The organism is Nonomuraea thailandensis, assembly GCF_024172165.1.
In the GTDB taxonomy this organism is placed as follows: domain Bacteria; phylum Actinomycetota; class Actinomycetes; order Streptosporangiales; family Streptosporangiaceae; genus Nonomuraea; species Nonomuraea thailandensis.
In genome coordinates this window covers 4613926-4637330 of record NZ_JAMZEB010000002.1, presented here as the reverse complement: position 1 = coordinate 4637330, position 23405 = coordinate 4613926, and the positions used below count along the sequence as shown (strand labels likewise).

The following is a 23405-nucleotide window of genomic DNA, read 5'->3' as shown; positions in this document are numbered from 1 at the left end:
ACGGAACACGGCCGCTCACCATCCCGGCTCGGCGGGTCGGGGGGCGGGCTCGAAGGCGGAGATCCCGGCGGGGGAGTGCTGGCCGGCGCCGCTGACCGGCAGCCGGCTGCCGTCCAGGGCCGGATCGGCGTAGCGGGCGAACCACCCCTCCAGCCTGGCGCGCAGGTCGTGCAGTTCCGGCGGCTCCTCGGCGATCAGGTTGCGGCGCTCGCCGGGGTCGAGACCGAGGTCGTAGAGCTCGTGCGGGCCGTGGGGGTAGCGGTGCACGTACTTCCAGCGCGTGGTGCGGATCATCCGTACCGGGCCGTACTCGTCGTAGACCACCACCTCCTCCCGGGCGGCGTGGAACGGCCGTCCAGGGCCGTCCGAGTCGTACGGCAGGCCGAGGTGGCCGAGCAGCGTCGGCCGCACGTCGTAGGCCGACAGCAGGGTGTCGCGGACCTGCCGGGCGGGGATGCGGCCGGGCTGGCTGGCGATGAACGGCACCATGACGGATGAGTCGTACATGTTCTGCGGGAAGGTGCCGTTGCCCTTGCCCCAGATGCCGTGGTGGCCGCAGTTGAAGCCGTTGTCGCTGGTGAAGACGACCAGGGTGGACTCGGTGAGGTGGTGACGCCGCAGGGTGTCCAGGACCCGCCCGATGCCGGCGTCCATGGCGGTGACGGCGGCGAAGTAGCCGATCAGGGCGGCCCTGGTGTCCGGTTCGCCGCCGACGGGCGCGCCGTCCCGGCCGCGCGGCTGCGCGGGGTGCGGCGGCTCCTGCGGGCAGCTGTCGAAGGCGCAGTGCGCGTAGAGCGCTTCGAACTCGGGCGGATGCTGGCCCTTCCACGGCTTGTGCGGGGCGGTGTAGTGCAGTGACAGGTAGAACGGCGCCTCGTGGGACGCCTCGCGTTCGATGAACGCCTGGGCCTCGGCGGTGAGCACGTCGGTGAGGTAGCCCGGCACCTCGCGGCGCACGCCGTTGTCCCAAATCGGGGCGCCGTGGTACGGCCCTCCGCCCGACTCGTGGGCGTACCAGTGCACGAAGCCCGGACGCGGGCGGTCGTTGGCGCCGAGGTGCCACTTGCCGACCAGCCCGAGCCGGTAGCCGGCCTCGGCCAGGTCGTCGGTGAACAGGCGCCGACCCTGGAGGAAGTCGATCGCGCCGGGCCCGGCGTGGCGGGCGCTCAGCCAGTCGTGGACGCCGTGCCGCGAGGGGATCTGGCCGGTGAACAGCGACGCCCTGGCCGGGGAGCAGACCGGGGAGGCGCAGAAGAAGCGCGACAGCCGCAGCCCTGATTCCGCGAGCGCGTCCAGGTGAGGGGTCCGGATGTCGTCGTTGCCGGCGCAGCCCAGCGCCCATGGCCCCTGGTCGTCGCTGAGGATGAACAGGACGTTGGGCCGCCCCGGGTCACGGCTGGCCAACGGGCTTCCGGCCAGTGGGGACGAGCTCCGCCTGTCCGGAGCCCGCCGAGGCGTAGGCGGCCAGCACCGTGGCCACCACCGCCCTGCCCACCTCAGGGCCGATGGCGGCGGGCCGCTCGCCGCGGACCGCGGCGGCGAAGTCGCCGAGCTGGTCGCGGAAGGCCACGGCCACCTCCGTGTCGATGTCGCCCGGCGTGGCACGTTGCTCGGCGCGGCCGTGCCCGGCCACCCAGACGCCGTTCGCGCGGGAGGCCCGCAGCGTGCCGCGCGAGCCCAGCACCTCGATCTCGTCCAGTTGCGGCATCGCGCTCGTGGTGACGGAGACGGTGGCCAGCACGCCGTTGGCCAGCTCCAGCTGCAGCAGCCCCTCCGTCTCGACCGGCAGGCCGCGATTCTCCAGCCGCGCGGTGACGCGGACCGCCGCGGCGCCGGCGAGCCAGGTGGCGCGGTCGATGCAGTGGGCGCCGATGTTCATCACCGCGCCCCCGCCTGCCAGCACGGGGTCGAAGAACCAGGCCGGCCTGTGGTCGCGGCGGTAGTCGGTCGCCCGCCGGTCCACGACGGCGACCGGCCGGCCGATCTCGCCGGAAGCGACGACCTCGTACGCCTTCGCGGTGATCGGCAGGTAGTGCTGGATGTGCCCCAGGAAGAGCACGACGCCGGCCCGCGCGCAGGCCTCGGCCATGGCGTCGCAGTCGGCGAGCGAGGTGGCCATCGGCTTCTCCATCAGCACGTGCACCCCGGCAGCCGCCGCGTCGAGCGCGGGCGCCAGGTGCAGGGCGTGCGGGGTGCAGACGATCAGCGCGTCCACCGCGTCCAGCATGCCGAGGTGGTCGGTGTACGCCCGAGCACCGCTGCGTGCGGCCAGCTCGGCGGCCCTGGCCTGGTCCACGTCGCAGACGGCCTCGACGCGGACCTCGTCGGGCATGCTCAGCGCGGCCTGCGCGTGCAGGGCGGCCACCCCGCCGGCGCCGAGCAGGCCGAGACGGACAACACTCATGAGCTTCCTTCACATCGGAGGATCCGGCGGGACCACCTTGACCGAATTCATACCTAAATTCAACCCCTCAAATCGGCAGGAGCTCCCGTCGAGTCGCGGACCACCAGGCGGGGGACGATGAGGTGCTGCCGGAGGGGGGAGCCGGGGCGGGCCAGGCGGTGCAGGATCGTCTCGACGGCCAGCCTCCCGACGTCGGCCTTGGCCGGCGAGATCGCGGTGAGCGGCACCTCCGACAGGTCGGCGACCTCGTCGTCGTAGCCGATCACCGACAGGTCTCCCGGCACCGTCAGGCCGCGCCGCAGCGCCGCTCCGACCAGCAGTGTCGCCTCCCGGTCGGCGAAGCAGACCGCCGCGGTGGCGCCGGCGCCGAGCAGGACGCCGAGGTAGGCCTCCGCGTCGGCCGCGCTCCATCGCGGGAGCGTCCGCTCGGCCGCCGGGGCGAGGCCGTTGTCGGCCAGCGCCTGCGTGAAGCCCTGGACGACCTGCTCGGAGTGCGGGCTGGAGCGCGCCATGTAGGCGATGCGGGCGTGCCCGAGCGAGAGCAGGTGGCGCACCCCGAGGTAGCCGCCGGCCCCGTGGTTGGAGCAGACGAACTCGTAGACGTCGCCGCCCGACCTGAACCTGCGCTCGACCAGCACCGTGGGCAACGGCAGCGCGTCGAGGTAGGCGTGCGCGCCGGGGCGCCGCCCCAGCTCGGGCACCAGGAGCAGGGCCTCGGCCCCGGCGGCGACCATGCCCTCGATGCCCTTCTCCTCCTGCGCGGCGTCGTACCCGGTGCTGCGCAGCAACATCTGGCAGCCCCGGGCCGACAGCTCCTCCTCGATGCCCGCGATGATGCGCGGGTAGTAGTACGTCATCGACGGCACGGCCACCCCGATCACCGGCCCGGCCTGCGGGACGTCGTGCTTGACGTAGGTGCCCGAGCCCTGCCTGCGGTAGACGAGCCCCTCGCTGACCAGCAGGTCGATCGCCCTGCGCACGGTGTTGAGGCTGACTTCCTGCTCCCTGGCGAGCTGCTGCTCGGTGGGCAGCCGGCCCTCCGGCCACCGCACCTCCGCGATGCCCCGGCGAAGCTCGTCCGCGAGCATGCGGAACTTCTGCCTGCGTTCGTTCATGCCACCTCCGTGGGCATTGTGGCCGACTCCGGCGGCCGCGCCGGCGCTTGAGTGCCCTGTGGGTTGTATCGCCTCAGTAACGACTCAAATCATTCCTATGAATCTGTTGACTATAACGGATGAATCTGCGCAGAATCCTCCACAACGTTCCCGCAAGCAACGGTGGTTTTGCGATGAGACTCCACACCCCGGGCACAGCCGCCCTCGCCGTGCTCCTCCTGGGCCTGACGGCGTGCGGCGGCACGGACGGTGAAGCCGGCGCCGCCGAGGAGTTCACCTACTGGTCGATGTTCAAGCAGGACGAGGTCCGCGCCAAGATCGTGCAGGACGCGGTCACCGCGTTCTCCAAGGAGACCGGGATCAAGGTCAACGTGGTCTTCCAGGGCCGGGAGAACCTCAAGAAGCTCCAGCCGACGCTGGTGGGCGGCAACGTCGGCGCCGATCTGGTGGACGGCGCCGCGTTCAACGTGCTCAACATGCTGCAGGCGACCGGCAACGCCGCCGACCTGTCCGGCGTGTACGCCGCCACGATCCCGGGCGAGGGCAGGACCGTCGCCGACGTGGTGCCCGACACCTACGAGCGGCTCGTCACCGACGGCGGCGCGAAGTACCTGGTGCCGGTGGCCGTCCACTCCTGGCAGGTCTTCTACGACGCCAAGCGGCACCCCGAGCTGGCCGAGCGGCCGCCGCGGACGTTCGACGAGCTGCTGGCCGTGGCCGGCGAGCTCAAGCGGAAGGGCAGGACGCCCCTCGCCCTCGACGGCGACGTGGCGGGCTACCCGCCGAAGTGGACCGCCACCCTGCTGATCCGCGAGCTCGGCCCGGGCGGGCTGGCCAAGGTGCTCCAGGACAGGAGCGGCGCCGGCTTCGACGACCCCAGGGTGCTCAAGGCCGCCGGCCACATGGAGCGGCTCGGCAAGGGCGGCTTCTGGGCCGACGGCTGGGACGCCAGCAAGTTCCCCGCCATTCAGCAGAAGTGGGCGCAGGGCGAGTCCGACCTGCTGTTCATGGGCACCTGGGCGCCCAGCGAGACCGGTGAGATCGCGGGCGAGGGCTTCGAGTACCGCTCCTTCCCCTTCCCCCGGACGGAGTCCGGCTTCGACTCCCAGGAGACGACCCTGTACGGCTTCGCGGTGCCGGCGAAGTCCAGACACGCCGAGCAGGCCGGGAAGTTCATCGCCTACTTCCTCAACCAGAAGTGGACGGACCGCATCCCGGCCGAGGAGAAGGTGCTCAGCGCCCGGGCCGACACCAGCACCCCGCCGGAGCTGGCCGACACCAAGAAGGCGCTCGACGCCGCGACGACGGCGCACTTCGCGCTGGACGGGGTGCGGGGCATGGGCGACTGGGAGACGAAGATCTTCAATCCGCTGTCGAAGGAGATCCTCTCCGGCCGGCTCACGGCCGCCGACTTCGTGGCGCGGCTCAAGGCCGAGACCGTGGAGTGGTGGAAGGTCAACGTCTGATGGCGGTCGAGGCCGTTCCCGTCCCGGTGCCGCGGGCCGGCGCCGCGGAGACCAGCCCGCTCGCCCGCTCCAGGCGGCGGCTCTACTGGCCGCTCGTGCTGCCCGCGCTGGTCGTCTACGTGGCGGTGTTCGTGCTGCCCGGCCTTGCGACGGTGGCGCTGAGCCTGACCAAGTGGGCGGGCTCGGGGCCGATCGAATGGGTGGGCCTGGCCAACTACCGCAGGCTCTGGTACGACGACGTCTTCGCCACGTCGCTGGTCAACACCATGATCATCCTGTTCGGGGTGGGCGCGCTGACGTTCCTGTCCAGCTTCGGGCTGACGGTGCTGCTGCGGGAGATGGCCGGGCGCAGGTTCGTCCGCGCGGTCATCTTCTTCCCCAACGCGGTCTCGGCGCTGGCCATCTCGATCCTGTGGGGCTTCCTGTTCCAGGCGGACGGCCTGGTCAACGGGCTGCTCAGGGCGATGGGCATCGACGCGGTCCCCCGTTGGCTGTCCGACGACAACCTGTTCTTCGTCATCTGCGCGGGCCTCGTCTGGGTCAACACCGGCTTCTACACCACCATCCTGATGGCGGCCGTGGACCGGATCCCGGTCTACCTGTACGAGGCGGCCGACCTGGAGGGCGCCACGTCGTGGCAGAAGTTCCGCGCCATCACCCTGCCGCTGATGTGGGACGCGGTCGCGGTCAGCGCGACGCTCTGGGCGATCAGCGCCATCAAGATCTTCGAGTTCATCTACGTCTTCGCGGGGGCCGCCGGCTCGGTGCCGACGACCAAGGCCTGGACGCTGTCGCTGTACGCCTACGCCGAGGCGTTCCAGCCGACCGGTGAGTCCAGGTTCGGCGCGTCGGCGGCGGCCACGGTGGTGACGCTGGTGCTCATTGTCGTGCTGACCCTGCTGACCCGACGGGTCACCCGCCGCGACAGCCTGGAGTACTGACCATGGCCCCTGTCTCTGCCCCTGCCCCTGTCTCTGCCCGCCTGCGCCCGCGCCACGCCGGGTTCGCCGTCGTCTGGCTCCTCGTCGCCTTCGACATCCTGGTCCTGCTGTGGATGCTGCTCTCCTCGCTCAAGACGGCCAAGGAGATCTTCGCCGGCCCCTTCTCGCTGCCGGCCACCTGGCAGTTCGACAACTGGGCCCGCGCCTGGCAGGTCAGCGAGTTCGGGCCGGCCATCGTGCGCACCGTGGTCGTGGTCGCCGCCACCGCGGCCGGCACCGTCGCCATCGCCGCGCCCGCCGCCTACGCGCTCAGCCGCTTCCGGACCAGGAGCGCCTCGCCGCTCACGTCGTTCTTCGCGCTGGGCCTCGGCATCCCGGTGCAGGCGATCATGCTGCCGCTGTTCGTCGTGCTGTCACAGGCCGGCCTGGTCGACAGCCTAACCGGTCTGATCATCGTCTACATCGCGACGTCCATCCCGTTCGCCGTCTTCTTCCTGACCGCGTTCTTCCGCAGCCTGCCGGGCGATCTGGAGGAGGCCGCGGCCATCGACGGCGCGACCCCGTGGCGCACCTTCTGGCAGATCATGCTGCCGCTCGCCCGCTCCGGCATCGTCACCCTGCTCATCCTCAACGTCATCCAGCACTGGTCCGAGGGCCTGCTGTCCCTGATCTTCCTGCAGGACCCCGCGCAGCAGACGCTTCCCCTGGCGCTGCTCGGCTTTCTCACCCGCGTGCAGTACAGCGGGGCCGACTGGGGCGGGCTGTTCGCCGCCCTCGGCATCGTCATCCTGCCCCTGCTGGTCATCTACCTCTGGCTCGGCCGCCGGATCATCGAAGGCATGACCCTGGGCAGCGGGAAATAGCTCCCTGGGCCGCCATGCAGATTGTCTGCAACGGAACTATCTGCTACGGTCCTTGCTGAGTCGATGGCGGCCACCTTCCGTGGCGGGCCGCCTGTCAAGGGGAGATCATGGACGAGAACCAGTCGGGCCCGGCACCTCGCTCGCTCAGCGAGGAGGCGCTGGTGAAGCTGCTCGACGGACAGCAGTTCGGCGTGCTGGCGACGGTCAAGCGCAGCGGCCATCCCGCCATGTCCACGGTCCTGTACCGATGGGACCCGGCCGGGCGGATCGTCAGGATCTCCACGACGGCCGACCGGCTGAAGGCGCGCCAGGTGCGCAACAACCCGCACGTCTCCCTGCACGTGCAGGGCCCCGACGTCTGGTCGTTCGCCGTCGCCGAGGGCGCGGCCGAGGTGTCCGGCGATGCCGCCGACCTGCTGGCCTTCGCGGGCGACCAGCCGGATCCGGCCGCCTTCCTGGAGCAGCAGGCCCGCGAACGGCGCGTGATCATCAAGATCAAGGTGTCCCGCCTGTACGGCACCGCTCTGGACGTCGGCTGACGAGCGCCGCGGCCTCCTCGCGCCCGCGGCCCGCTCCCGGTCAGCGGGTCACCGGAAGCGGGCCCCGGTCGGGGGTGAAGAGCTGGTCGTCGAGGTGGTCGACGGCGTAGTCGATCGCGCCGGTCACCACGCACTCGTCGCCCAGGGTGGAGGCGCGCACCTCGGGCATGCGCATGCACCTGCGCTCCAGCCGCTCGCGCAGCGGCCCGAGCAGCACGTCGGCGGAGCGGGAGAAGCCGCCGCCCAGCACCACGACCTCCGGATCCAGCAGGAGGACCATCGCGGCGGTGCCGACCACGAGGTCGTCGATGTACCGGCCGACGGCCTCCAGCGCCACCGGGTCGCCGTTCCTGGCGGCGGCGAGCGTGTAGCCCGCCGCGTCCTCCGGCGGGGTGCCCTCCGGGACCGACGCGCAGGTGTTGAGGTGGTCGGGGGCGTCGAACCAGCGGGCCTCGGGCAACATCGCGATCTCGCCCGACGCCGCGCCGAACCCCCTGTGCACCTTCCCGCCGATGATCAGGCCCGCGCCCATGCGCCTGCCGACGTGGAGGAACACGACGTCCTTGGCGCCCCTGGCCGCGCCGCGGCGGTGCTCGGCCATGGCGGCGAGCCGGCTGTCGTTCTCGATCAGCACCTGACAGGGGAAGATCTCCCGCAGCTTGCCGGCCAGGTCGAGATCGCGCCAGGCGGGCACCGCCGCCGAGTAGACGACCCGCCCCTCCACGTCGATCACGCCGATGGTGCCGAAGGCGATGGTCCACACGTCCTCGATGGCCGTACGGCTGAGCGCCAGGCAGCCGGAGACCGCGCGCTGGATCGCGGCCAGGCGTTCCTCCAGCGTGGCGTCGAGCTGCACGGGCTGCCGGGTCTCCGCCAGGATCACGCCGTCGAGGTCGGACAGGGCGGCCCGGATGTTGTAACCCCCTATGTCGACGCCCACCAGGTAGCCGCTGTCGGCGCGGAAGCGGTAGCGGCGGGCGGGCCTGCCCATGCTGCCGGGGCTCGGCGGCACCTCCTCCACCCAGCCCAGCTCCATGAGCTCGTCGGCGACCTCCTTCATGGAGGGACGCGACAGGCCGGTGCGCTCGGCCAGCGCGGACAGGGTGAGCGGCCCCGCCCCGCGCATCGCCCTGATGGCGGTCAGGGAGTTGAGCTGCCGCAGCCGGGACAGGTCGCCACCGCGTAGGTCCGCCATCACCCTCCTTAATGTAGGTCTCCTCCTTAAGCTCCTGATTATGCCAGCAGCCGGGTACTGGTCATAGCGCCGTCATCGCGCAGTGACCCGGAAATCAGGGCATTGACCCTCCAGTGAGCCCGGTGCTACTAATGAAGCGCTCCTTCGTAAGTTGAGAGGAATGAGGACTGATGTCGTTCACTGACATCGGCGAGACCAGGTGTCGTCCCGATGAGGCGCGGGTGTTCGAGCACGGCTGGCAGTCGTGGAGCCCCACCGGCGCGTACCGGCTGGACGACAGCCCGCCGCGCCCCGCCGACGAGACGATCCAGATCCTCTGCTACCGGCCGGAGACGCCGGTCCCCGCAGGCGTCTTCCAGGGCGAGGGGCTGCTGGCCGTCGACCCGGGCGACGGGTCCGTCGAGGTGTGGTCCGCGCCGGACCCGCTCCAGGTGCCGTCCATCAGGGCGCGGCGCGTGGGCCCGGACCGCCTGGTGATCTCCGCGAACGGCCCGGTCCGCCACCACCGCGCCGAGGGCGGGCTCGACGCCGCCCTGCGCGAGTGGGCCACGACCGTCGCCGCCGGGCACGCCCCGGCCTCCTTCCCGGCGGTCCCGCCCATGTGGTGCACCTGGTACGGCTACTGGGGCAAGGTCACCGACGCCGACGTGATCGAGAACCTGGAGCTGTCCGAGCGGCTCGGCCTGGGCGCGGACATGTTCCTCATCGACGACGGCTACGAGGCGGAGATCGGCGACTGGCTGGAGCCGCGCCCGGAGTTCGGCTCGCTGGCACGCGCCGTGGACGCCATGACCGCCGCCGGCCGGCGGACCGGCATCTGGACGGCGCCGTTCCTGGTCGGCCACCGCAGCCGGATCTTCAGGGAGCACCCGGACTGGCTGGTCGGCGGCGCGTACGCCGGCCGCATGTGGGACCAGGAGCTCGCGGTGCTCGACGTCACCCACCCCGGGGCGGCCGAGCACGTGGTGAACGTCTTCCACACCTTCGCCGCGATGGGCATCAGTCACTTCAAGCTCGACTTCGTCTACGCCGGCGCCCTGGCCGGAGCCCGGCACGAGGACGTCGACCCGATCACGGCGTACCGGAGGGGCCTGGAGCTGATCCGCGAGGGCGCGGGCCCCGACGCCACCCTGCACGGGTGCGGCGCGCCGATGCTGCCCAGCATCGGGCTGGTCGACATCATGCGGGTCAGCCCCGACATCGCGCCCACCCTGCACCCCAAGTCGGGCGACATCAGCCAGCCGTCGCAGCTCGGCGCGCGGCTCACCGGCGCGGCCCGCGAGTTCCTGCACGCCCGCTGGTGGGTCAACGACCCCGACTGCATCATCGTGCGCCCCGAGGTGGAGGCCAGGCACGAGTGGGCGGCGCACATCGAGGCGACCGGCGGCCTGCGCGGGGCCAGCGACCCGATCGCCGCGCTGGACGACTGGGGCCTGGAGACGACCAGGCGGCTCATGGTGCCCACCACGACGGACCCGTCGTGACCAGCGGCACCCTCCCCGACGTCGCCCAGCGCGAGCGCGTGCGGCCGAAGGGCGCGAAGGCGCGGCGGCGGACGTCCGGATGGCACGCCTACCTGTTCATCGGGCCCAGCCTGTTCGGCGTCGTGGCGTTCCTGCTGCTGCCGATGGTGATCGTGCTCGTCCTCAGCCTGTTCGAGTGGGAGCTGCTGTCCGCCCCCGAGTTCGTCGGCCTGGACAACTACCGGCGGCTGCTCGCCGACGGCGAGGCCTGGCACTCGCTCCTGGTGAGCGTCTTGTACGTGCTGCTCTGCATCCCGCTGCAGACCGTGCTCGCGCTGGCCATGGCGATGCTGCTCAACCGGCCCGTCAAGGGCGTCAAGTTGTTCCGGTCGCTGTACGTGGTGCCGTGGATGGCCACGCCGATCGTGCTCGGCCTGATCTGGAACTGGATCTTCGACCCCCGCGACGGCGCGCTGAACAGCGCGCTCGCGCTCGTCGGCATCACCGGCCCCGACTGGCTGTCCGACCCCGCGTGGGCGCTGCCCGCCGTCGCGCTGGTCAGCGTCTGGCAGCACACCGGCTACAACATGCTGTTCTTCCTGGCCGGTCTGCAGAGCATCCCGAAGGAGCTGCACGACGCCGCCTCCACCGACGGCGCCACCCCGGCGCAGCGGTTCTGGCGGGTGACGTTACCGCTGCTCAACCCCACGATGTTCTTCGTCACCGTGACGAACCTGATCGGGGCCTTCCAGGTGTTCGACACGGTCTACGCGATGACGGCCGGCGGGCCGGGCCGCAGCACCGAGGTCATCAACTTCCGGATCTTCGAGACGGCCTTCAAGCAGTTCGACTTCGGCTACGCCTCCACGCTGTCGATGCTGCTCTTCGTGATCATCCTGGTGGTGACGCTGGCGCAGGTCAGGTTCTTCGGCAAGCGCACGACCTATGACCTTAGCTGAGGCTCACATGACCAAGCGCGTACTGCTCTACCTCACGCTCGCCGCCGGCGCGTTCGTCTCGGTCTTCCCGTACCTGCTCGTGGTGCTGACGGCCGTCAAGACGCAGGCCCAGCTCAGCTCCACCGCCCCCTGGCTGCCGCCGCTGCCGCCGACCGCCGCCAACCTGACCGAGATGCTGGCCGGCGACTTCCCCCGCTACGTGCTCAACACGGCCCTGATGACGCTGGCGCTGACGGCGGGGCAGCTCGTGTTCACCACGTTCGCCGCCTACGCGTTCGCGCGGCTGCGCTTCAGGGGCAGGGACGTGCTGTTCTGGCTGTACGTCGCGACCATGATGGTGCCGAGCGCCGTCACCATGATCCCGCTGTTCCTCATCATGCGGGAGCTCGGGCTGGTCAACACCTGGTACGGCCTGCTCGCCCCGTACGTGCTCGGCACCCCGTACGGCATCTTCCTGATGCGCCAGTTCTTCAAGGGCCTGCCCGCCGGGCTGGAGGAGGCCGCGCGCATCGACGGGGCCGGGCCGCTCGCCATCCTCGTGCGGATCATGCTGCCGCTCTGCCGCCCGGCGCTCGGCACGCTGGCGATCATCACTGTGATCTCCTCCTGGAACAGCTTCCTGTGGCCGCTCATCATCACCAGCGGCGACGAGACCAAGGTGATCACCGTCGCGATCGCCACCCTCAAGTCGGGCATCGGCGTGGACTACAACCTCATGATGGCCGGCAGTCTCATCGCGCTCGCGCCCATGGTGGCCGTCTTCATCTTCTTCCAGAAGCACATCGTCAGGTCGGTGGCTCTCACCGGCCTCAAATAGAAGAGGTCAGCGAATGTCGCACAACCCCCCGATTCGCTGGGCCGGGGCGCTGCTCGGCGCCGCCCTGCTCACACTCACCGCCTGCGGCTCGGGCGGCGGCGGTGAGGCGGAGAAGGTCACGTTGACGTACCGGCTCTGGGACGAGCAGCAGAAGGTCGGCTACGAGAAGGTCATGGCGGCCTTCGAGCAGGCCAACCCGGGCATCGACGTCAAGATCGAGCTGCTGCCGTACGACCAGTACTGGACCAAGCTCACCGCCGACGCGGTCGCCGGCACCGCGCCGGACGTGTTCTGGATGACCCCCACCCAGTTCCCCGAGTACGTCACCAAGGGCGTGCTCGCCCCCGTCGAGGCCGGCGACACGGCCAGGTACCACCAGACCGTCGTCCAGTCGTTCACCTACCAGAACAAGCTGTACGGCGTGCCCAAGGACTGGGGCATCGTCGGCCTGCTCTACAACAAGGACCTGTTCGCCAAGGCCGGCGTCGAGATGCCGGACAAGCTCACCTGGGCCGCCGACGGCTCCGGCACCCTGCTCGACACGGCGCGCAAGCTCACCGTGGACGAGGCCGGCAAGCACCCCGGCGAGGCCGGGTTCGACCCCGCCAAGGTCACGACGTACGGGTTCGCGTCCTGGAACCACTACCAGACCCAGTGGATGAACTGGGTCGGCTCCAACGGCGGCAAGCTCGTGGACAAGCCCTTCGGGACCTACACCTTCAACGACGCGGCCTCGGTGCAGGCGCTGCAGTTCGGCGTGGACCTGGTCAACAAGCACCACGTCTCGCCGCCGGCCACGCAGACCAACCCGCCGACCGGCAAGGTCACCGACATGTTCAAGGCGGGCAAGGTCGCGATGTTCCCGGCCAACAACGCGCTGCTGCCGTTCGTCGCCCCCGAGGCCACCTTCGAGGTCGGCGTCGCCCTCATGCCCGAGGGCCCGGCCGGCCGCTCGGTCAACCTCAACGGGCTCGCCGAGGCCGTCTCCGCCAAGAGCAAGCACCCCGAGGAGGCCATGAAGCTGGCCGCCTGGCTCGGCACCGAGCAACCGCAGAAGATGATGGCCGACGGCGGCTACGTCTTCCCCGCCATCACCGGCCTGGCCCAGGGCTACGTCGACCACTGGAAGTCCCAGAAGCTCGACGTCTCGCCGTTCCTGGAGGAGTCGAAGGGCACCACGTTCCCGCTGCCGATCACCACCGGCTTCACCGGTTTCGAGACCAAGCTCAACCAGATCTTCAACGAGATGTACCTCGGCAAGCTCACCCCGCAGCAGGCCGCCGACCAGGCCGTCTCCGAGGGCAACGCCTCCATCAAGTAAGGAAGAACATGATCACCCGGCGCGTGTTGTTCGCCGGGGGCGCCAGCCTGGGGATCTCCGCCGCACTGGGTGCCTCACCCGTGCGCGCGGCGGTCCGGCGCGCCCCCGTGTCCGACCCCTTCCAGCTCGGCGTCGCCTCCGGCGAGCCCACGCCCGACGGCGTGGTGTTATGGACCAGGCTCGCCATGAACCCGATCGCGCTCGACGGCCTCGGCGGCATGCCGGGCCGCCCGGTGCCGGTGCAGTGGCAGCTCGCCTCCGACGAGAACTTCAAGCATGTCGTACGCAGGGGCACAGAGGTGGCCCGGCCAGAGTCGGCCCACAGCGTGCACGTCGAGCTCGACGGGCTGCGGCCCGGGGCGGAGTACTTCTACCGGTTCAGGGCCGAGGGTGAGCTCAGCCCGGTCGGGCGGACCCTGACCGCGCCCGCCCCCGGCGTCCGGAGCAGGGCGCTGAACCTGTCGTTCACCTCGTGTGCCGACTACCAGGCCGGGTGGTTCACCCCGTACCGGCGGATGGCCGAGGACCAGCCCGACCTGATCGCCTTCCTCGGCGACTACATCTACGAGTACGGCGACTACAAGTACCCGGTGCGGGACCAGGCCGGCGGCGAGTGCCTGGACCTGGCCGGCTACCGGCTGCGCCACGCCCAGCACAAGGCCGACCCCGAATCGCAGCTCGCGCACGCGATCGCCCCCTGGGTGGTGGTCTGGGACGACCACGACATCGAGAACGGCTGGGCCGGCGACGTACCCGAACAGCCCGACCCGCCGTTCCTGCGGCGCCGCGCCGAGGCGTTCCAGGCCTACTACGAGAACATGCCGCTGCGCCGCGCCCAGAAGCCGGACGGCTCCGCGCTGCGGCTGCACCGCTCCATCCGCTGGGGCGCGGTGGCCAACCTGCACCTGCTCGACACCCGCCAGTACCGCGACCTGTACGCCTGCACCGGCAGGAGCGGCACCGTCGGCCCCGACTGCCAGGAACGCTTCGCCCCCAACCGCACCATCCTCGGCCAGGAGCAGGAGGCCTGGCTGGACGGCGAGCTCAGGCGCTCCGAGGCCACCTGGGACCTGCTCGGCCAGCAGGTCTTCCTCATGGAGATGGACTGGACCAACGGCGAGGGCAAGGGCTACTCCAACGAGGGCTGGGACGGCTACGTCGCCTCCCGCAACCGGCTGACCGCCGCCATCGACGCCTACCGGCGCAACGCGGTCGTGCTCACCGGCGACGTGCACTCCCACTGGGCCGGCGAGATCAAGCGCGACCACCAGGACCCCGAGTCCAGGCCGGTGGCCGTCGAGCTGGTCACCACCTCGGTCACCAGCGCCGGCAACGGCCTGGACGAGTACCCCAACACGCAGGTCCTGCTGGATGAGAACCCGCACGTGAAGTTCTTCAACGGCCGCCGCGGCTACGTCCGCACCAGGATCAGCCGGCAGGAGATGAAGGTCGACTTCCGCTCGCTGTCCCGCGTCACCGAGCCCTACGCCCCGGCCTACACCTCCGGCAGCTTCGTCATCGAGCCGGGCCGCCCGGCACTCCACCCAGCCTGACGGGACACCCCCATGCGCAAGACCACGGCCGTCGTCGCGGCGGCCTTCCTCTCCATGCCGTTCGTGCCGTTCGTGCCGTTAGCCAGTGCCGCCGACGCCGCGCAGACCCCGCCGATGGGCTGGAGCAGCCGCACGCTCGGCTGCTCGGTCTCGGAGACCTCGGTACGCCAGGCCGCCGACGCCCTCGCGCCCCTCGCCCCGCTCGGCTACCGGTACGTCATCATCGACGACTGCTGGCTGTCCGCGCAGCGCGACGGCGGCGCACTCAAGCCCGACGCCACCCGCTTCCCCGGCGGCATCGCCGCGCTCGCCGACTACGTGCACGGCAAGGGCCTGAAGCTGGGCCTCAGCCTGTCGGCCGGCACGAAGGCGTGCTCGGGCGGCGGCGCCGGCTCCTACCGGAACGAGGCCGCCGACGCCGAGCAGGTCAAGGGCTGGGGCGCCGACTACGTCAAGTACGACTGGTGCTCGGTGCCCACGGCCGACTTCCCCGGCCAGAACGTCCAGCAGATCGCCCAGACCCTCTACCCCCGCATGCGCCAGGCCCTCGGCGACGGCGTCGCCTTCGCCATGAACAACGAGGACGGCAGCACCGTGCCCTGGCTGTGGGGCAAGGACGCCGGCGCCACCACCTGGCGGACCAACGTCTACAACCGGCCCATCCCCGACGCGTACGCGAACATGGTCGACATCTGGGAGACCAACCAGCTCAGGGCCGAGTACGCCGGCCGCGGGAGCTGGGCCGATCCCGACCTCATCCAGGCCGGGCGCGGCGGGATGACCGAGACCGAGTACCGCACCCAGTTCACGCTCTGGGCCGTGGGGGCGGCCCCGCTGATCCTCCAGGCCGACCCCGCCAAGGCGCCGCCCGCGATCGTCGCCAACCCCAAGGTGATCGCGATCGACCAGGATCCGCTGGGCGCGCACGGCACGCTCGTCCGCACCGACGGCTGGTACCACGTGCTGGCCAAGCCGCTGCAGAACGGCGACCGGGCGATCGTGCTGTTCAACGAGAGCGACCGGGCGGCCACGATCTCCACCTCGCTCGGCCGTTCCCGCTACCGAGTCGAGAACCTGTGGACCGGCGCCGTCGCCTCCTCCGAGGGCGAGCTGGCGGCCCAGGTGCCCGCGCACGCGGCCCTGCTCTACCGGGTCTCGGAGAGCCGCGAGCAGGCGCCGCCCCTGGTGACGTTCGAGGCCGACCCGCCCGCCTTCCTCGGCGACGACCGGCCGTCGGTGCTGGAGCCGGGCAGGAGCGCCGACCTGGTCACCCGGGTCACGAACACCGGGGCGACGGGACGGCTGCGCGACGTCGAGGTCACGGCCGCCGTCCCCGAAGGATGGCAGGTCTCGGCTCGCACCCCGGCCACGAAGGCCAGGCTGGACGCCGGCGAGACGTTCACCGTCACCTGGGCGGTCACCCCGCCCGCGGCGGCCGAGCCGAAGAACTACGAGCTCGCCTTCACCCAGGGCGGGCAGAGCGCCGTGGCCGTCGTGACCGTGGCCCGCACTCCGGGCCCGGGCCGTACCTACCTCAGCGACGCGGCCTGGACCAGCGCCAAGAACTACTTCGGGCCGGTAGAGAAGGACACCAGCAACGGCGAGCGGGCGGCCGGCGACGGGCGGCCCCTCACCATCGAGGGCGTCACGTACGCCAAGGGCCTCGGCACCCACGCGCCCGCCGACATCGAGTACTACACCGGTGGGCGCTGCACCACGGTCGAGTTCCAGGCCGGGATCGACGACGAGGTCGGCGCGCTCGGCTCGGCCGACTTCGAGGTCTGGGCGGACGGAGGCCGGGTGGCGCACTCGGGCGTGCTCACCGGCGCCATGCCCGCCCGCACGGTCACCGCCCCCATCGAGGGCGCCCGGTTCGTCCGGCTGGTCGCGACCAACGGCGGCGACAACGCCACCTCCGACCACGCCGACTTCGCCGACGCCACCATCACCTGCTCGTAAGGAGTTGCCCTTAATGATCGTGCCCAAGCCCATCACCTTCCGGCACCGGCCCGGCCGGTTCGTCCTCGACCGGCACACCTCGCTGACCGCCGACCCGGCACTCGGCGAGGTGGCCGCCTGGTTGCGCGGCGAGCTCGGCCCGCTCACCGGCGGGGAACTGCTGCCGGGCGGGCGGGGCACGGAGACGATCAGTCTCGGGCTGGGCGACCTGGCCCCGGAGGCGTACCGGCTGACCGTCGGGGACGACGGGGTCAGGATCGTCGCGGGCGGGGCGGCGGGGGCGTTCTACGGCGCGCAGTCGTTCCTGCAACTGCTGCCGCCCGCCGCCTTCAGGAAGGCGGCGGCCGGCCCGCTCACCGCGCCCGGCGTGCACGTCGAGGACGCGCCGCGCTTCCGGTGGCGCGGCTGCCTGCTCGACGTGGCCCGCCACTTCATGCCCAAGCACGAGGTGCTGCGCTTCATCGACCTGCTGGCCGTGCACAAGCTGAACGTGCTGCACCTGCACCTCACCGACGACCAGGGCTGGCGCGTGGAGATCCGCCGCCACCCCCGGCTCACCGAGGTCGGCGCCTGGCGCAGGGAGAGCCAGGCCGGCTGGAACGGCCCCATGGACGGCCGCCCCCACGGCGGCTACTACACCCAGGACGACATCAGGGAGATCGTCGCCTACGCCGCCCGCCGGCACGTCACCGTCGTCCCCGAGATCGACCTGCCCGGCCACACCCAGGCCGCCATCGCCGCCTACCCGGAGCTGGGCAACCTCGACACCCCCTTGGAGGTGGGCACCACCTGGGGGATCGGCGAGAACGTGCTCAACGTCGAGGACTCCACGATCGCCTTCTTCCGCGAGGTGCTGGAGGAGGTGCTGGAGCTGTTCCCCAGCCCGTACGTGTGCCTCGGCGGCGACGAGTGCCGCAAGGACCAGTGGCGGGCCAGCCCGGCGGCGCAGCGCCGCATCGCCGAGCTCGGCCTGCGGGACGAGGAGGAGCTGCAGAGCTGGTTCGTCCACCAGTTCGACGCGTTCCTGACCGCGCGCGGGCGCCGGCTGGTGGGCTGGGACGAGATCCTGGAGGGCGGCCTGGCCCCCGGCTCCGTCGTGGCCTCCTGGCGGGGCGACCTGGGCGCGGTGGCGGCGGCGCGGCGCGGCCACGACGTGATCAACTGCTCCAACACCGAGGTCTACTTCGACTACCGGCAGGGGCCGGGGGAGGACGAGCCGGTGCCGTTCGGCACGGTGCTGACGCTGGACGACGTCTACGCCTTCGAGCCGATCCCGGCCGATCTGCGGGGCGACCCGGCGGCCGGGCACATCCTGGGCGCGCAGTGCGGGGTCTGGACCGAGCTGATCGACAACGGCCGGCACGTCGACTACATGGCCTTCCCCCGGCTCGCGGCCTTCGCCGAGACGGTCTGGAGCCCCGCCGAACGGGACCTGGCCGACTTCCGGGCCCGCCTCGCGGTGCACCTGCGGCGGCTGGAGGCGGCGGGCGTGGAGTACCGGCGCGAGGAGGGGCCGCTTCCCTGGCAGACGCGGCCCGGCGTGCCGGGGCGTCCTGAGGACCCGGTGGAGTGGCAGGCCCAGCTCGCCGCCTGGACCAGCAACCTGCGGGGGCTCGCGTGACCGGAGCGGAGCGCACGCTGCGCTGGCCCGGGTGCGCCAACGTGCGGGACCTGGGCGGGCTGCCCGTCGCCGGAGGCGGCCGGATCCGGCCGGGCGTCCTGGTACGGGGCGACCGGCCGCGGAGGGCGAGCGTGGCCGCGATGCTCGGGCACGGCGTACGGCTCGTCGTCGACCTGCGTTCGACGGCCGAACGCGCCGCCGACCCCGGGCCGTGCGAGCCGCGCATCGCCTGGCGCCACCTGCCGGTCCTGAGGGAGGAGGACGCCGTGCTGGAGGAGATGGCCGGCACGCTGACCGGCATCTACCGGCGCATCCTCGACCACGGCGCCCGCAGCCTGGCCGCCGTCGTCTCCGCCATCGCCCACGCGCCGCCGGGCGCCACCCTGGTGCACTGCCACTCCGGCAAGGACAGGACCGGCCTGGCGATCGCGCTGACGCTCACCCTGGCCGGGGTGGCGCCGGCCGACGTCGCCGCGGACTACGCCGAGACCGCCGCCCGCATGAGCCTCGACGCCCACCTGGCCGCCCTGCCCGGCGAGGCGGAACGGGCCAGGTCCCGCCGGCTGTTCGCCGAGGTCGGCGCCGGCACGATGCTCGCCACCCTCACCCACCTGGACGACCGGTACGGCGGCGCCGGGGCGTACCTGCGGGAGGGCGGCCTGCCGCCCGCCGACCTGGCCCTGCTCCGCACCCGCCTGACGACCGGCCCCTGACGCCACCGCGCCGCGGCTCGGGAGACCTGACACGAAACCCCCCGTAGCGGGACGGGAGATGGCTAGGCTGCGACGATGGAACCCGCCACCGACGTGCCCGAGAGCTCCGGCGTCCAGCGCCCTGACTGGATCACACCGGCCACGGAACCCCTCGATCCGGCGATCCCGGTGAACGACTACGACGGCTTCGCCGAGGAGTACTCGGCGGAGAACGAGAGCAGCCTCCTCAACGCCTACATCGAGCGGCCCGCGATGATCGCCCTCGCCGGCGACGTGGCCGGCCGCCGGATCCTGGACGCCGGCTGCGGCTCCGGCCCCCTGACCGCCGCGCTGCGCGAGCGCGGCGCCGTCGTCACCGGTATCGACATCAGCGCCGGAATGCTGGCGGTGGCCAGGCGGCGGCTCGGCGAGGACGCGGACCTGCGGGTGGCCGACGTGCGCGATCCGCTGCCGTTCGCCGACGGCGAGTTCGACGACGTGGTCGCGTCGCTGGTGCTGCACTACCTGGAGGACTGGGGGCCGACGCTGGCCGAGATGCGGCGAGTCCTCAGGCCCGGCGGCCGGCTGATCGCGTCGGTGAACCACCCGTTCGTGGAATGGCTGAGCGAGGATCCCCGGCCCGTCTACCGCGAGACCACCAGCTACACCGACCTGTGGACGTTCAACGGGAAGTCCTTCCCGCTGACCTTCTGGCGGCGGCCGTTGCACGCGATGACCGACGCCTTCACCGGCGCGGGCTTCCGCCTCACCGTCATCAGCGAGCCGCAGACCGCGCCGGACGCGCCCGAGCCGTTCGCCGGGATCAGCTTCATGTGCTTCGTCGCCGAGGCGCCGCCGTCGCCTGCCGGCTAGCCGCCCACGGGCGACGGTCGCGGGCGCGATCGCGCAGGCCGCCGCGATGAACACCACAGCGTGACGCCCCGAAGATTCGCACATCTTGACAAGCCCGGGTGAAGGCCGCCTCACTACACTTGACTCTTCGCATCGCACTCACTCTTTCCCCGCGGGAGTACGGCGTGTACGGCGAGGCGTGGTTCGGGGTCCTGGGATCGCTCGAGGTGACGGCGTGCGGCCGCCCCGTGCCCGTGCACGGGCACAACCAGCGCGAGCTGCTGGCCCTGCTGCTCCTGGGAGCCAACCACCTGGTGACCGTGGACGCGCTGGTCGAGTCCGTCTGGCCCGGGCGGACGCCGGCCACCGCCCGCAGGCAGATCCAGAACGGCGTCGGACGGCTGCGCAGGACCCTGGAGAGCGGCGGCGTCCCCGCCGGGACGATCGAGACCAGGCCCCGCGGCTACCTGCTGGCGGCGGCCCCCGGCGAGCTCGACCTGCTCGCCTTCGAGCACCAGGTCGGCGAGGCCCGCAGAGCCGGCGCGGAGCAGGACGCGGCCGCCCGGCTGCGGGCCGCGCTGGCGCTGTGGCGCGGCCAGCCGCTGGCCGGCATCGACAACCACCTGGTCGTGTCCAAGGCCCGCGGCCTTCAGGAACGGCGGCTGGAGGTCCTGGAGGAGTGCCTGGAGCTGGAGCTGCGGCTGGGCCGCCACCACGAGGTCGCGGGGGAGCTGGCGGCCCTGGTGGCCGAGCACCCGCTGCGCGAGCGGCTGTGCGGGCTGCTGATGCTGGCGCTCTACCGCGACGGGCGCACCGCCGACGCGCTGGAGGTCTACCGCCGGACCCGCGCGGCGCTCATCGAGGAGCTGGGCCTGGAGCCGGGCGGGACGCTGCGCCGGCTGGAGCACGCCGTCCTGACCGGCGACGACTCGCTCGACCTGCCTGCCGCGCCGGTCACGCCGCGCGCCCGGCCGGGCCGACCCCGCCAGCTCCCCCCGGACGTGGCCGACCTCACCGGCAGGGACGAGATCGCCGCCGAGCTGGGGGAACGCCTGCGGGCGGGCGGGAACGGCGGCGGCACCGTGCTCGTCGTGGCGATCAGCGGGCCGGCCGGGGTGGGCAAGACCACCCTCGCCGTGCACGTGGCGCACGCCGTCTCCGGCGCCTTCCCCGACGGCCAGCTCTACGTGGACCTGCGCGGCGGCTGGGAGGCGCACCGGGCGGAACCCGGCGAGGTGCTGGCCCGCTTCCTGCGCGGGCTCGGCGTGGCCGGCGCGCAGATCCCGCGGGCGGTGGCCGAACGCGCCGAGGAGTACCGCTCCCGCCTGGCCGGCCGCCGCCTGCTCGTCGTCCTCGACAACGCCGCCGACGAGGCGCAGATCCGGCCGCTGATCCCGGGCACGCCGGGCTGCGCCGTGCTGGTGACCAGCCGCGCCAAGCTGGCCGGCCTGCCCGGCGCCCGGCTGGCCGAGCTGGACGTCCTGGAGCCGGGCCGCGCTGTCGAGCTGCTGGGCCGCATCGCGGGGGCCGAGCGGGTCGCGGCCGAGTCGCGGGCGGCGCGCGAGGTCGTCCGGCTGTGCGGCGGCCTGCCCCTCGCGCTGCGCATCACGGGAGCCCGGCTGGTCGTGCGCTCCGGTGCCACGCTCGCCGAGCTGGCCGGCCGCCTGGCGGACGAGAACCGCCGCCTGGACGAGCTGGCCTACGGCGACCTGGAGATCCGCGGCAGCCTCAGCTACAGCTACCACCGGCTCAGCGCCGGCGCGAAACGGCTGCTGCGCCTGCTGGCCCGCCTGTACGCGCCGGACTTCTCCGCCTGGACGTGCGCCGCCCTGCTCGACACCGGCCTCGCCGCGGCCGGTGACCTGATCGCCGAGCTGGCCCGCTCCCGCCTCCTGGAGAGCTCCGCGGGCGTGCCGGAGGGCCCCGGCGACTCCCGGGCCCGCTACCACCTGCACGACCTCATCCGGTTGTTCGCCAGGGAGATGACCACCGAGGACGTACGCCCGGCCGTCGCCCGCGCCCTCGGCGGCTGGCTGGCCCTCGCCGAGCAGGCCCGCATCACGCTGTCCGGCGGCGACTACGGCACCCTGCGCGGCACCGCGCCCCGCTGGAGCGCGGGCGACCCCGCCACGCTGATCGGCGAGGACCCCCTCGCCTGGTACGACACCGAGCACCGCAACCTCGTCATGGCCGTCAGGCAGGCCGCCGAGCTGGACCTGGACGAGCTGTGCTGGGACCTCGTCTCCAGCGCGCACACGCTGTTCCTGACCCGCGGCCACAACGACGACTTCGAGGACGCCCTGCGCCGGGCGCTGGCGTGCACGCGCCGCGCCGGCAACCTGCGCGGCACCGCGACCATGCTCACGGGGCTGGGGCTCCTGGGCGCCTACCGGCACGAGTACGCCGAGGCCGCCGCCGTGCTCGACGAGTCGCTGCGCGTGTTCGCCCGGATCGGCGACGCGCGCGGACGGGTGTACGCGCTCGGGATAGCGGCCCACGTCGAGGGCATGGTCGGCCACTACGACCGGGCCATCGTCCGGCACCTGGAGGCGCTGGAGGTGCATCGCGCCTCCGGCGACCGCGGCGCCGAGACGCTCCTGTCGCGCTCGCTGGGCCAGCTCCTGGTGGAGTCGGGCCGGTTCGAGCAGGCCAGGCCGCTGCTGGAGCGGGCGCTCGTGGTGGGTAGCGGCGGCGACCGCCGGATCCGCGCCGAGGTGCTGTACTGGCTGGGCCAGCTCCAGCTCGGTACCGGCGGGCTCGACGCGGCCGAGTCGAGCTTCAAGGAGATGCTGGCGATCTCGCAGGAGCTGGGCGACCCCCGCGAGGAGGCGGAGGCCCGGTACGCCCTCGGCCTGGTCCGCCTGGAGACCGGCGCGCACGCGGCCGCGGCGGGTCTCTTCCAGCAGGCCCTGGCCCTGAACCGGCCGCTCGGCGAGCCGCTGACCGACGGCCGCATCCGGGTCGGGCTCGGCCGGCTCCACCACCGGCGTGGGGAGCACGAGCAGGCGCGCGGCCAGCTCACCGAGGCGCTGCGGATCTTCGGCTCCATCCTGACGCCGCTGTGGCAGGCCCGCGCGCTCAGCGCGCTGGGGGACGTGCACGCGGCCCGCGGTGAGCGGGCGGACGCCGAGGCCGCCTGGGACCGCGCCCGGGACCTGTTCTCACAGGTCGGCTCGCCGGAAGCGGCCCGCGTCGGCCCCGGCCCCGGCCCCGGCCTCGGCTCCGGCCTCGGCTGAGAGCGACGCGCACCACCGCGCCCGCCGAGGCCACCGAGCCCGCCGAGCCCACCACGCGGCTTCCGGCGGACGCCGGTCATCGTCACCGCGGCGTCGCCGCAGTCCCTCGGCCCGCACCGAGAACCGGTGGACGGCCTCTTCCCGTGGTGGCGCGTGCAGGACGACCGTCTCCTTCAACGCCTCCGGCGTGACCTCGTACGCCAGGTCCACGCCCGCACCGAAAGCGCCGCCGTAGGTGACGGTGTTGTCCTCGACCGCCGCCCGGGCCTTCTGGCTCGCGGCCGGGACGGCCAGCGTGAGGGCCGCGCCGGCGAGCTCCACCCGTACCAGCCCGGCGGGGTCGTCGCCGAAGAAGCCGGCGAAGGCGTTGGTCGTGTTGCCGTGGCCGACGGATCCCGGCCGTCCCCGA

At 72.4% G+C, this 23405-nt stretch carries 19 protein-coding genes; 14 read left to right on the top strand and 5 right to left on the bottom strand.

Annotated features, from left to right (window positions below; all coding sequences use genetic code 11):
- Positions 1 to 15: 15 nt before the first annotated feature.
- Genes HD597_RS24845 through HD597_RS24835 form a run of 3 tightly spaced genes read right to left on the bottom strand, consistent with a single transcriptional unit; the run spans position 16 to position 3519 of the window.
- Positions 16 to 1404: a sulfatase family protein gene (locus tag HD597_RS24845; RefSeq protein WP_253745108.1), complete on the bottom strand. Its 1389-nt coding sequence runs from the start codon at positions 1402 to 1404 to the stop codon at positions 16 to 18.
- Positions 1391 to 2404 carry a Gfo/Idh/MocA family protein gene (locus tag HD597_RS24840; RefSeq protein WP_253745107.1) on the bottom strand — a complete coding sequence of 338 codons (1014 nt, stop codon included), beginning with the start codon at positions 2402 to 2404 and terminating at the stop codon, positions 1391 to 1393. The genes HD597_RS24845 and HD597_RS24840 overlap by 14 nt, the downstream gene beginning before the upstream one ends.
- A 59-nt stretch (positions 2405 to 2463) precedes the next feature.
- Positions 2464 to 3519: a substrate-binding domain-containing protein gene (locus tag HD597_RS24835; protein WP_253745106.1), complete on the bottom strand. Its 1056-nt coding sequence runs from the start codon at positions 3517 to 3519 to the stop codon at positions 2464 to 2466.
- A 173-nt stretch (positions 3520 to 3692) separates the two neighbouring features.
- Between HD597_RS24835 and HD597_RS24830 the strand changes: the two genes are divergently transcribed.
- The 4 genes from HD597_RS24830 (at position 3693) to HD597_RS24815 (ending at position 7328) form a co-directional block, all read left to right on the top strand.
- Positions 3693 to 4985, top strand: coding sequence for an ABC transporter substrate-binding protein (locus HD597_RS24830; RefSeq protein ID WP_253745105.1), 1293 nt, complete (start codon positions 3693 to 3695; stop codon positions 4983 to 4985).
- A complete protein-coding gene (locus HD597_RS24825; protein ID WP_253745104.1) occupies positions 4967 to 5926 on the top strand; it encodes a carbohydrate ABC transporter permease in 960 nt (319 codons plus the stop codon). The genes HD597_RS24830 and HD597_RS24825 overlap by 19 nt, the downstream gene beginning before the upstream one ends.
- 2 nt (positions 5927 to 5928) lie before the next feature.
- Positions 5929 to 6789: a carbohydrate ABC transporter permease gene (locus HD597_RS24820; RefSeq protein ID WP_253745103.1), complete on the top strand. Its 861-nt coding sequence runs from the start codon at positions 5929 to 5931 to the stop codon at positions 6787 to 6789.
- Positions 6790 to 6896: 107 nt separating this feature from the next.
- The gene (locus HD597_RS24815) at positions 6897 to 7328 is read left to right on the top strand and encodes a pyridoxamine 5'-phosphate oxidase family protein (RefSeq protein WP_253745102.1); all 432 of its coding nucleotides are present in this window, start codon (positions 6897 to 6899) and stop codon (positions 7326 to 7328) included.
- A 40-nt stretch (positions 7329 to 7368) separates the two neighbouring features.
- On the opposite strand, the gene HD597_RS24810 is transcribed toward HD597_RS24815, so the two are convergent.
- The gene (locus tag HD597_RS24810; RefSeq protein ID WP_253745101.1) at positions 7369 to 8523 is read right to left on the bottom strand and encodes an ROK family transcriptional regulator; all 1155 of its coding nucleotides are present in this window, start codon (positions 8521 to 8523) and stop codon (positions 7369 to 7371) included.
- A 170-nt stretch (positions 8524 to 8693) separates the two neighbouring features.
- Here HD597_RS24810 and HD597_RS24805 point away from each other — a divergent pair, with 170 nt between their 5' ends.
- The 10 genes from HD597_RS24805 to HD597_RS24760 all read left to right on the top strand — a co-directional run bounded on the left by HD597_RS24805 (position 8694) and on the right by HD597_RS24760 (position 22996).
- Positions 8694 to 10007: a glycoside hydrolase family 36 protein gene (locus HD597_RS24805; protein WP_253745100.1), complete on the top strand. Its 1314-nt coding sequence runs from the start codon at positions 8694 to 8696 to the stop codon at positions 10005 to 10007.
- Complete coding sequence (locus tag HD597_RS24800; protein WP_253745099.1) at positions 10004 to 10945, top strand: carbohydrate ABC transporter permease; 942 nt, start codon at positions 10004 to 10006, stop codon at positions 10943 to 10945. Before HD597_RS24805 ends, HD597_RS24800 begins: the two co-directional genes overlap by 4 nt.
- Before the next feature lie 7 nt (positions 10946 to 10952).
- Positions 10953 to 11762 carry a carbohydrate ABC transporter permease gene (locus HD597_RS24795; protein WP_253745098.1) on the top strand — a complete coding sequence of 270 codons (810 nt, stop codon included), beginning with the start codon at positions 10953 to 10955 and terminating at the stop codon, positions 11760 to 11762.
- A 13-nt stretch (positions 11763 to 11775) separates the two neighbouring features.
- Positions 11776 to 13083: an ABC transporter substrate-binding protein gene (locus tag HD597_RS24790; protein WP_253745097.1), complete on the top strand. Its 1308-nt coding sequence runs from the start codon at positions 11776 to 11778 to the stop codon at positions 13081 to 13083.
- A gap of 8 nt (positions 13084 to 13091) precedes the next feature.
- On the top strand, positions 13092 to 14636 hold the full coding sequence (locus HD597_RS24785) for an alkaline phosphatase D family protein (protein ID WP_253745096.1): 1545 nt from the start codon (positions 13092 to 13094) through the stop codon (positions 14634 to 14636).
- Positions 14637 to 14648: 12 nt separating this feature from the next.
- Positions 14649 to 16595: an NPCBM/NEW2 domain-containing protein gene (locus HD597_RS24780; RefSeq protein WP_253745095.1), complete on the top strand. Its 1947-nt coding sequence runs from the start codon at positions 14649 to 14651 to the stop codon at positions 16593 to 16595.
- A 13-nt stretch (positions 16596 to 16608) separates the two neighbouring features.
- The gene (locus HD597_RS24775; RefSeq protein WP_253745094.1) at positions 16609 to 18216 is read left to right on the top strand and encodes a beta-N-acetylhexosaminidase; all 1608 of its coding nucleotides are present in this window, start codon (positions 16609 to 16611) and stop codon (positions 18214 to 18216) included.
- Complete coding sequence (locus HD597_RS24770; RefSeq protein ID WP_253745093.1) at positions 18213 to 18929, top strand: tyrosine-protein phosphatase; 717 nt, start codon at positions 18213 to 18215, stop codon at positions 18927 to 18929. The genes HD597_RS24775 and HD597_RS24770 overlap by 4 nt, the downstream gene beginning before the upstream one ends.
- Positions 18930 to 19004: 75 nt before the next feature.
- Complete coding sequence (locus tag HD597_RS24765) at positions 19005 to 19781, top strand: class I SAM-dependent methyltransferase (protein WP_253745092.1); 777 nt, start codon at positions 19005 to 19007, stop codon at positions 19779 to 19781.
- Between the two features lie 119 nt (positions 19782 to 19900).
- Positions 19901 to 22996, top strand: a complete 3096-nt coding sequence (locus tag HD597_RS24760) for an AfsR/SARP family transcriptional regulator (protein WP_253745091.1) — start codon at positions 19901 to 19903, stop codon at positions 22994 to 22996.
- Here HD597_RS24760 and HD597_RS24755 read toward each other — a convergent pair.
- A complete protein-coding gene (locus HD597_RS24755) occupies positions 22922 to 23317 on the bottom strand; it encodes a hypothetical protein (protein WP_253745090.1) in 396 nt (131 codons plus the stop codon). The two genes, HD597_RS24760 and HD597_RS24755, sit on opposite strands and share 75 nt — an antisense overlap.
- Between the last annotated feature and the right edge of the window lie 88 nt (positions 23318 to 23405).

What these genes read in the sequence shown, in the direction of transcription:
- HD597_RS24815 (WP_253745102.1), top strand. Translation starts at nt 6,897, where the DNA reads ATGGACGAGAACCAGTCGGGCCCGGCACCTCGCTCGCTCAGCGAGGAG.
- HD597_RS24820 (WP_253745103.1), top strand. Translation starts at nt 5,929, where the DNA reads ATGGCCCCTGTCTCTGCCCCTGCCCCTGTCTCTGCCCGCCTGCGCCCG.
- HD597_RS24835 (WP_253745106.1), bottom strand. Translation starts at nt 3,519, where the DNA reads ATGAACGAACGCAGGCAGAAGTTCCGCATGCTCGCGGACGAGCTTCGC.
- HD597_RS24765 (WP_253745092.1), top strand. Translation starts at nt 19,005, where the DNA reads ATGGAACCCGCCACCGACGTGCCCGAGAGCTCCGGCGTCCAGCGCCCT.
- HD597_RS24785 (WP_253745096.1), top strand. Translation starts at nt 13,092, where the DNA reads ATGATCACCCGGCGCGTGTTGTTCGCCGGGGGCGCCAGCCTGGGGATC.
- HD597_RS24790 (WP_253745097.1), top strand. Translation starts at nt 11,776, where the DNA reads ATGTCGCACAACCCCCCGATTCGCTGGGCCGGGGCGCTGCTCGGCGCC.
- HD597_RS24805 (WP_253745100.1), top strand. Translation starts at nt 8,694, where the DNA reads ATGTCGTTCACTGACATCGGCGAGACCAGGTGTCGTCCCGATGAGGCG.
- HD597_RS24830 (WP_253745105.1), top strand. Translation starts at nt 3,693, where the DNA reads ATGAGACTCCACACCCCGGGCACAGCCGCCCTCGCCGTGCTCCTCCTG.
- HD597_RS24780 (WP_253745095.1), top strand. Translation starts at nt 14,649, where the DNA reads ATGCGCAAGACCACGGCCGTCGTCGCGGCGGCCTTCCTCTCCATGCCG.
- HD597_RS24775 (WP_253745094.1), top strand. Translation starts at nt 16,609, where the DNA reads ATGATCGTGCCCAAGCCCATCACCTTCCGGCACCGGCCCGGCCGGTTC.
- HD597_RS24840 (WP_253745107.1), bottom strand. Translation starts at nt 2,404, where the DNA reads ATGAGTGTTGTCCGTCTCGGCCTGCTCGGCGCCGGCGGGGTGGCCGCC.
- HD597_RS24810 (WP_253745101.1), bottom strand. Translation starts at nt 8,523, where the DNA reads ATGGCGGACCTACGCGGTGGCGACCTGTCCCGGCTGCGGCAGCTCAAC.
- HD597_RS24795 (WP_253745098.1), top strand. Translation starts at nt 10,953, where the DNA reads ATGACCAAGCGCGTACTGCTCTACCTCACGCTCGCCGCCGGCGCGTTC.